At 33.9% G+C, this 7,083-nt stretch carries 9 protein-coding genes; 7 read left to right on the top strand and 2 right to left on the bottom strand.

Annotated elements, in window-relative coordinates; all coding sequences use genetic code 11:
- Positions 1-23 precede the first annotated feature (23 nt).
- Positions 24-383: a hypothetical protein gene (locus U860_RS0120915; RefSeq protein WP_025150046.1), complete on the bottom strand. Its 360-nt coding sequence runs from the start codon at positions 381-383 to the stop codon at positions 24-26.
- A gap of 156 nt (positions 384-539) precedes the next feature.
- Here U860_RS0120915 and deoC point away from each other — a divergent pair, with 156 nt between their 5' ends.
- The 6 genes from deoC (at position 540) to U860_RS0120885 (ending at position 5,324) form a co-directional block, all read left to right on the top strand.
- Positions 540-1,211, top strand: a complete 672-nt coding sequence (gene deoC / locus U860_RS0120910; protein ID WP_002171386.1) for a deoxyribose-phosphate aldolase — start codon at positions 540-542, stop codon at positions 1,209-1,211.
- A 106-nt stretch (positions 1,212-1,317) separates the two neighbouring features.
- Positions 1,318-2,499, top strand: coding sequence for a NupC/NupG family nucleoside CNT transporter (locus U860_RS0120905; protein WP_025150045.1), 1,182 nt, complete (start codon positions 1,318-1,320; stop codon positions 2,497-2,499).
- Between the two features lie 36 nt (positions 2,500-2,535).
- Positions 2,536-3,837 carry a pyrimidine-nucleoside phosphorylase gene (locus U860_RS0120900; RefSeq protein ID WP_025150044.1) on the top strand — a complete coding sequence of 434 codons (1,302 nt, stop codon included), beginning with the start codon at positions 2,536-2,538 and terminating at the stop codon, positions 3,835-3,837.
- A gap of 33 nt (positions 3,838-3,870) precedes the next feature.
- Positions 3,871-4,266, top strand: a complete 396-nt coding sequence (locus tag U860_RS0120895) for a cytidine deaminase (protein ID WP_000358532.1) — start codon at positions 3,871-3,873, stop codon at positions 4,264-4,266.
- Between the two features lie 164 nt (positions 4,267-4,430).
- Positions 4,431-4,826 (top strand): DUF2871 domain-containing protein, encoded by a 396-nt coding sequence (locus U860_RS0120890; protein WP_002171389.1) that lies wholly within the window; start codon positions 4,431-4,433, stop codon positions 4,824-4,826.
- Between the two features lie 15 nt (positions 4,827-4,841).
- On the top strand, positions 4,842-5,324 hold the full coding sequence (locus tag U860_RS0120885; RefSeq protein WP_025150043.1) for a cytochrome c biogenesis protein CcdC: 483 nt from the start codon (positions 4,842-4,844) through the stop codon (positions 5,322-5,324).
- 50 nt (positions 5,325-5,374) lie between these two features.
- Here U860_RS0120885 and U860_RS0120880 read toward each other — a convergent pair whose 3' ends face one another.
- Positions 5,375-5,605 (bottom strand): DUF896 domain-containing protein, encoded by a 231-nt coding sequence (locus tag U860_RS0120880; protein ID WP_025150042.1) that lies wholly within the window; start codon positions 5,603-5,605, stop codon positions 5,375-5,377.
- A gap of 189 nt (positions 5,606-5,794) precedes the next feature.
- Between U860_RS0120880 and U860_RS0120875 the strand changes: the two genes are divergently transcribed.
- Positions 5,795-7,081 carry an aminopeptidase P family protein gene (locus tag U860_RS0120875; protein WP_025150041.1) on the top strand — a complete coding sequence of 429 codons (1,287 nt, stop codon included), beginning with the start codon at positions 5,795-5,797 and terminating at the stop codon, positions 7,079-7,081.
- The last annotated feature ends 2 nt before the right edge of the window (positions 7,082-7,083 follow it).

Raw genomic sequence — 7,083 nt, 5'->3', positions numbered from 1 at the left:
TTTTGAGAAAGCCTTTTATTTTACTATGAATAAATCAAGGTGTAGTATCTTGTAAAGTATTTGTAAGCGACGCTCTTCGTTTGATCTCCTTTTTCAAAAGTTAGTGAGTTAGCCATAATATCTCTGTCTACAAAACTCCATCCATCTTGCTCCATCATATCGATAAAAGGTTCCATTTTTCCGCGTTTTACTAAGTATGGGGATTGATCATCTATCGGTTCTACTTCCACCATCTCTTTATCTTGAATAGCCATCTTAGACATAGCTAAAGCAAATGGAATTGGGTTACCTTCTTGGAAAATAACTTCCCTTTTTTGAAAAATAAATATGGATAGTGAGGTGCATACTAGCAATGTAAATATAAAGAATTTTGATTTAAACAAGTGGTTCACATCCTTTATTTTTAATTTTACACTATTTTCAATTTATAACAATAAATTCCCTTGTGGAAATTAATGAACAAAATTTCAAAAGTGTATTTACATTTGTTCAACTAAGAGTTAGAATGAAGTTGTTAAAAGATATAAGGAGTGAAGATAATGAACATTGCAAAGTTAATTGACCATACAGTTTTAAAACCGAATTCTACTAAAGAAGATGTTATGAAAGTAATTGAAGAGGCAAAAAAATATAATTTCGCTTCTGTTTGTATTAATCCTACGTGGGTAAAATTAGCGGCTGACGAGTTAGCTGGACACGATGTAGACGTTTGTACTGTTATCGGATTCCCATTAGGTGCGAACACTACTGAAACAAAAGTATTCGAAACAAAAGATGTAATTGCAAAAGGTGCAACTGAAGTTGATATGGTAATCAACGTAGGTGCTTTAAAAGATGGCGACAATGAGTTCGTTGAAAAAGATATTCATGAAGTAGTACAAGCAGCGAAAGGAAAAGCTCTTGTAAAAGTTATTATTGAAACTTGCCTTCTAACAGACGAAGAAAAAGTTCGTGCTTGTGAATTATCAGTGAAAGCTGGTGCTGATTTCGTAAAAACTTCAACTGGATTCTCAACTGGCGGAGCAACTGCAGAAGATATCGCATTAATGCGTAAAACAGTTGGACCAAACGTTGGTGTAAAAGCATCTGGTGGCGTTCGTACACGTGAAGATGCAGATAAAATGGTAGCTGCTGGAGCTTCTCGCGTTGGAGCAAGTGCTAGTGTTGCAATCGTATTAAATGATGCAAAAGGTGCTACAGATAACTACTAATTAATAATGAAGTAAAGAGCAATAGATACACGTTTAAAGTAAAGTGTATCTATTGCTTTAACAATTGAAAAAAATGTAAGCGGATACGAATGGGAGGAGACGGCTTATGAAATACTTAATCGGTGTTTTAGGCCTCGTATTGATTTTAGGTATCGCTTGGCTTGCTAGTAATGATAAAAAGAAAGTCAAATTTCGCCCAATCATAACGATGGTTATATTACAATTCATTTTGGGATTTTTATTATTAAATACGAGTATTGGGAATATATTAATTAGCGGAATCGCTGATGGTTTTGGAGAATTATTAAAGTATGCCGCTGATGGTGTCAATTTCGTATTTGGTGGATTAGTAAATCAAAAAGAGTTTTCATTCTTTTTAGGGGTATTAATGCCAATTGTATTTATATCAGCGTTAATAGGTATCTTACAACATATTAAAATACTGCCTTTTATCGTGAAATATATTGGTCTAGCTTTAAGTAAAGTAAACGGTATGGGGAAACTTGAGTCATATAACGCGGTAGCTTCTGCAATTTTAGGACAATCTGAAGTGTTTATTTCAGTAAAAAAACAACTAGGATTATTGCCAGAAAAAAGAATGTACACTTTATGTGCATCTGCAATGTCTACAGTTTCAATGTCTATCGTTGGATCGTACATGGTTTTATTGAAGCCGCAATATGTAGTAACCGCTTTAGTACTTAACTTATTTGGTGGTTTTATAATTGCTTCTATTATTAACCCATATGAGGTTACTGAAGAAGAAGATATGTTAGAAGTACAAGAAGAAGAGAAAAAGACCTTTTTTGAAGTATTAGGGGAATATATTATAGATGGATTTAAAGTTGCGATTACAGTAGCAGCTATGTTAGTTGGTTTCGTTGCTCTGATTGCCTTTATTAATGCATTATTTAAAGGTGTAATCGGTATCTCATTCCAAGAAATTCTTGGTTATGTATTTGCACCATTTGCATTTATTATGAGCGTTCCGTGGCATGAAGCAGTTAATGCCGGCAATATTATGGCGACAAAACTTGTATCAAATGAATTTGTAGCTATGACAGATTTAGCACAAGGAAACTTTAATTTCTCAGCTAGAACAACAGCGATTATATCTGTATTCTTAGTTTCATTTGCAAACTTCTCTTCAATTGGAATTATTGCGGGAGCAGTGAAAAGCTTAAATGAAAAACAAGGGAATGTAGTCGCAAGATTCGGCTTGAAATTACTTTTCGGTGCAACATTAGTAAGTTTCTTATCAGCAACGGTTGTTGGCTTACTATTTTAATAGATTCATATAATATGAAAAGGAATGGTGATTGTAATGAGAATGGTAGATATTATTGCGAAAAAACGTGATGGAAAAGAATTAACGACTGAAGAAATTAATTTCTTTATTAATGGTTATACAGACGGAAGTATTCCTGATTATCAAGTGAGTGCACTTGCAATGGCAATCTTCTTCCAGGATATGACGGATCGTGAACGTGCAGACTTAACAATGGCAATGGTTGAGTCTGGAGAAACTATCGACTTATCAGCAATTGAAGGCATTAAAGTAGATAAGCATTCAACTGGCGGTGTTGGGGATACAACAACATTAGTATTAGGACCATTAGTTGCTGCTTTAGATGTACCAGTAGCAAAAATGTCTGGCCGTGGTTTAGGACATACGGGCGGAACAATTGACAAATTAGAAGCAGTAGAAGGATTCCACGTTGAAATTACGAAAGAACAATTCATTGATATTGTAAACCGTGACAAAGTGGCCGTTATCGGACAAACTGGAAATTTAACACCTGCTGATAAAAAAATCTATGCATTACGTGATGTAACAGGAACGGTAAACTCAATTCCTCTAATCGCAAGTTCAATTATGAGTAAAAAAATTGCAGCTGGCGCCGATGCAATCGTACTTGATGTAAAAACAGGTGCAGGAGCATTTATGAAAACAGAAGAGGATGCAAAAGAATTAGCACATGCAATGGTACGTATCGGAAATAATGTTGGACGTCAAACGATGGCAGTTATTTCAGATATGTCACAACCTCTTGGTTTTGCGATTGGTAACGCTCTAGAAGTGAAGGAAGCAATTGATACTTTAAAAGGTGAAGGTCCGGAAGATTTAACAGAATTAGTACTTGTATTAGGAAGTCAAATGGTTGTACTTGCGAAAAAAGCTAATACATTAGAAGAAGCCCGTGAAATGTTAATTGAAGTTATGAAAAATGGAAAAGCAACTGAGAAATTTAAAGAGTTCTTAAGCAATCAAGGTGGAGACAGCTCAATTGTAGATAATCCAGAAAAAATGCCACAGGCGAAGTATGTAATTGATGTACCTGCTAAAACTTCAGGTGTTATTTCAAACATTGTTGCAGATGAAATCGGTATCGCAGCTATGCTACTTGGTGCAGGTCGTGCAACGAAAGAAGATGAAATTGATTTAGCTGTAGGTTTAATGCTACGTAAAAAAGTTGGCGATGCAGTAAAAGAAGGCGAGCCATTCGTAACGATTTACGCAAATCGTGAAAATGTAGAAGATGTAAAAGCAAAAATTTATGAAAACATTTCTATCTCTGAAACAGCAGTGGCTCCTAAATTAGTTCATACAGTTATTACTGATTAATCATAATTACATTTACTTTGAGGAGGAAATAATATGGATAAGAAAAAATATATTGAAGAAGCAAATAAGATGTTATCTAAAGCGTATATTCCGTATTCAAAATTTCCTGTTGGTGCAGCGTTAGTTACGAAAGAAGGTAAAATCTATACTGGTTGTAATATAGAAAATGCTTCTTACGGATTATGTAACTGTGCAGAAAGAACGGCAATCTTTAAAGCAGTATCAGAAGGTGAGCGCGACTTTAGTTATCTAGTCATTACAGGCGAAACTGACGGACCAATTTCACCATGTGGTGCATGTAGACAAGTTATTGCTGAATTTTGTGATCCGAAAATGCCCGTTTTACTAACGAATGTAAAAGGCGATGAAAAAGAAGTGACGGTCGAACAGTTGTTGCCGGGTGCTTTCTCAATTGAAGATTTAAAATAAGATAAAAGGGCCTTCCACAATCAACAGTTGTGGAAGGTCTTTTTTTGTATAAAAGAACAATGTAATATTCTGTTCATATTCCGTTCATAAACTTTGAGTAAAATGATTGCAGCGAATATAGAAAGTGACGATATTAATTGTCGTTCTACAGCAGGAGGAATATAATGAAGAAATTATATAATGCAGCATTCATGTACTTAATTATTGGTTTATTATCAGGTGTATTTGCAAGAGAATATACAAAAGCACAAGGAATTAAAGGATCCACTATGTTACAGCTAGTGCATACGCACGTATTAGTATTAGGATTCATATTCTTTTTGGTTGCATTAGCTTTATTTAAAGTGTTTCATGTACAAGAAACAAAAAGCTTTCGTGCATGGTTTGTTGTTTATAATGCAGGATTAATTTTTACTATCGCTACAATGGTATTTAGAGGTCTTCTACAAGTAAACGGAACAGACTTTAACGGTTTAAGCCATATGGCTGGATTAGCTCATGTCATTATTAGTGTCGGGCTTGTTTGGTTTATGATTTTGCTAAAAAAGTCATTTAAATAGATAGGAGTGGAGAATATGAGTTTAGCACTTTTATCAAGTATCGTAGCAGTTTGTATGGCCGTTGGAGTAATGTTTCTTCGATTTAAGTCAGCGAAAAAACCGGTAACGAAAAAGAAAATTATATTACCGCCAATCTTTATGAGTACTGGCGCATCGATGTACTTCTTACCAGAGTTTCGATTAACATCGTTAGAAATAGTAGAGGCAATTAGCGTAGGACTTATTTTCTCTGTATTTCTTATTAAAACAACTAAGTTTGAAATAAGAGGCGAAGATATATATATGAAACCGTCAAAAGCGTTCATATTTATTTTAGTTGGTTTATTAGCTGTACGGGTAGCATTAAAATCATATTTAAGTCAATCAATTGATTTGGCGCAATTAAGCGGGATGTTTTTCTTACTTGCCTTTGCGATGATCGTATCGTGGAGAATTGCTATGTATCGCTCGTATACTAAATTAGAAAAGACAATAAAAAGAGCTGGAATTTCTATATAGGAATTCCAGCTCTTTTTATGTTTTATTGAATGTATTCTTTAGCGCGGAGCTCATTCGCTAAATTTCAAACGGTCTTGGGCATGCTGTAAAGCAATAGGAGTAACGTTCTCGCCGCTAGGATCTACAATTTTTGTATTTAGTAAAATGGAATCTAAACTTCCGCGAAATTCTTTCGTATAGCTTTTTCTTAACGTTTGTTGCTCTTTTTTTTCTGCACTATTTAATCCTAAAGTTTTTTCTTTTTTTGTTAATTCATTAATACGGAATAAAATGTTTTTCATTTTGTTCACCTCTTATTTTAAAATAAATTAGTTACTTACTAATTTATAGTTATCTTAACTCGTATAGTTTGTTTTGTCAACACCATCTACAAATGGATTAAAAATTGACGAAAAATTATAACAATAATAAAATGAATAACAGAGGCCAATTAGTTTTAAAAGCATACATAGAACATTAGGGGGATTATTATGAAGTCAACATTTTTCACTCAAAATAGAGAACGATTAGTAAAAACATTACCGGAGGAATCTATTACTATTTTATTTGCGGGACAAGCACCTCATATGTCAGCTGATGCACATTATAAATTTGTGCCGAATCGTAATTTTTACTACTTAACGGGAATCAATGAGCCAAATGTTATTTTCATGCTAAAAAAGTTTGGGAATAGTGTAGAAGAGACTCTTTTCATTGAAAAATCAGATCCAGTGCTTGAGAAGTGGGTTGGAAAAACAGTTTCTAAAGAAGAAGCAGAGAAATTATCAGGTGTAAAGAAAGTTGTATATATAGAGAGCTTTGAAAAAACAATGTCAAATACACTTTTCACCGAAAATGTGAAACATGTGAATTTAGATTTGGAGCTTCGTGAGTGGAAAGGTACAGAGACGAAAACGTTAGCGTTTGCTAAACATGTAAGAGAACAATATCCTCACATTACAATCGGAAATGTTTATCCGAACATTTGTGAATTACGAGTGTTTAAAACGGAAGAAGAAATTGAAATCATAAAAGAAGCTATTGCTGTTACTAAAGAGGGCATTTATAACGTACTGAAGCATGCAAAAGCAGATATGATGGAATATGAATTAGAAGCTCATTTTGATTTTACGCTGAAATCATCTGGTATTAAACATCATGCGTTTAATACAATTTTGGCGAGCGGTAAAAATGCTACTGTGTTGCATTATGAAGATAATGATGCAAAAGTGGGGCAAGGTGATTTAGTACTGCTCGATTTAGGTGCTCAAAAAGACTACTATAATGCTGATATTAGTTACACATTCCCAGCTAGTGGAACATTCTCTAGTCGCCAAAAACAAATATATAATATAGTGTTAAAAGCATTAAAAGAAACAACGGAACTTATTAAGCCAGGTTTAAAATTCGCTGCATTAAATGAACATACAAAAAAAGTGCTAGCAGAAGAGTGTAAAGAAATTGGTTTAATTCAAGAAGACGAGGAACTATCTAAATATTATTATCATGGTGTGAGCCACTTCCTCGGTTTAGATACGCATGATGTAGGAACATACAAAGATAGAGTATTAGAAGAAGGTATGGTTATTACGATAGAACCGGGTTTGTATATTGAAGAAGAATCAATTGGGATTCGTATTGAAGATGATATTCTTGTAACAAAAGATGGGTATGAAAACTTGTCAAAAGATATCATTAGAGAAGTTGCAGAGATTGAAGAATTTATGAGAGAGAATAATGTAAATGTAAAAGAAGATGAAGTTGTTACGAAACAATAATT

This window comes from Bacillus sp. H1a (genome assembly GCF_000633475.1).
Classification (GTDB): domain Bacteria; phylum Bacillota; class Bacilli; order Bacillales; family Bacillaceae_G; genus Bacillus_A; species Bacillus_A paramycoides.
This window is presented reverse-complemented; position numbering and strand designations above follow the sequence as displayed.

Excerpts from the sequence above, each read along its gene's own strand:
- U860_RS0120880 (WP_025150042.1), bottom strand. The coding sequence starts at position 5,605 with ATGAAAAACATTTTATTCCGTATTAATGAATTAACAAAAAAAGAAAAA.
- U860_RS0120900 (WP_025150044.1), top strand. The coding sequence starts at position 2,536 with ATGAGAATGGTAGATATTATTGCGAAAAAACGTGATGGAAAAGAATTA.
- deoC (WP_002171386.1), top strand. The coding sequence starts at position 540 with ATGAACATTGCAAAGTTAATTGACCATACAGTTTTAAAACCGAATTCT.
- U860_RS0120895 (WP_000358532.1), top strand. The coding sequence starts at position 3,871 with ATGGATAAGAAAAAATATATTGAAGAAGCAAATAAGATGTTATCTAAA.
- U860_RS0120885 (WP_025150043.1), top strand. The coding sequence starts at position 4,842 with ATGAGTTTAGCACTTTTATCAAGTATCGTAGCAGTTTGTATGGCCGTT.
- U860_RS0120890 (WP_002171389.1), top strand. The coding sequence starts at position 4,431 with ATGAAGAAATTATATAATGCAGCATTCATGTACTTAATTATTGGTTTA.
- U860_RS0120875 (WP_025150041.1), top strand. The coding sequence starts at position 5,795 with ATGAAGTCAACATTTTTCACTCAAAATAGAGAACGATTAGTAAAAACA.
- U860_RS0120905 (WP_025150045.1), top strand. The coding sequence starts at position 1,318 with ATGAAATACTTAATCGGTGTTTTAGGCCTCGTATTGATTTTAGGTATC.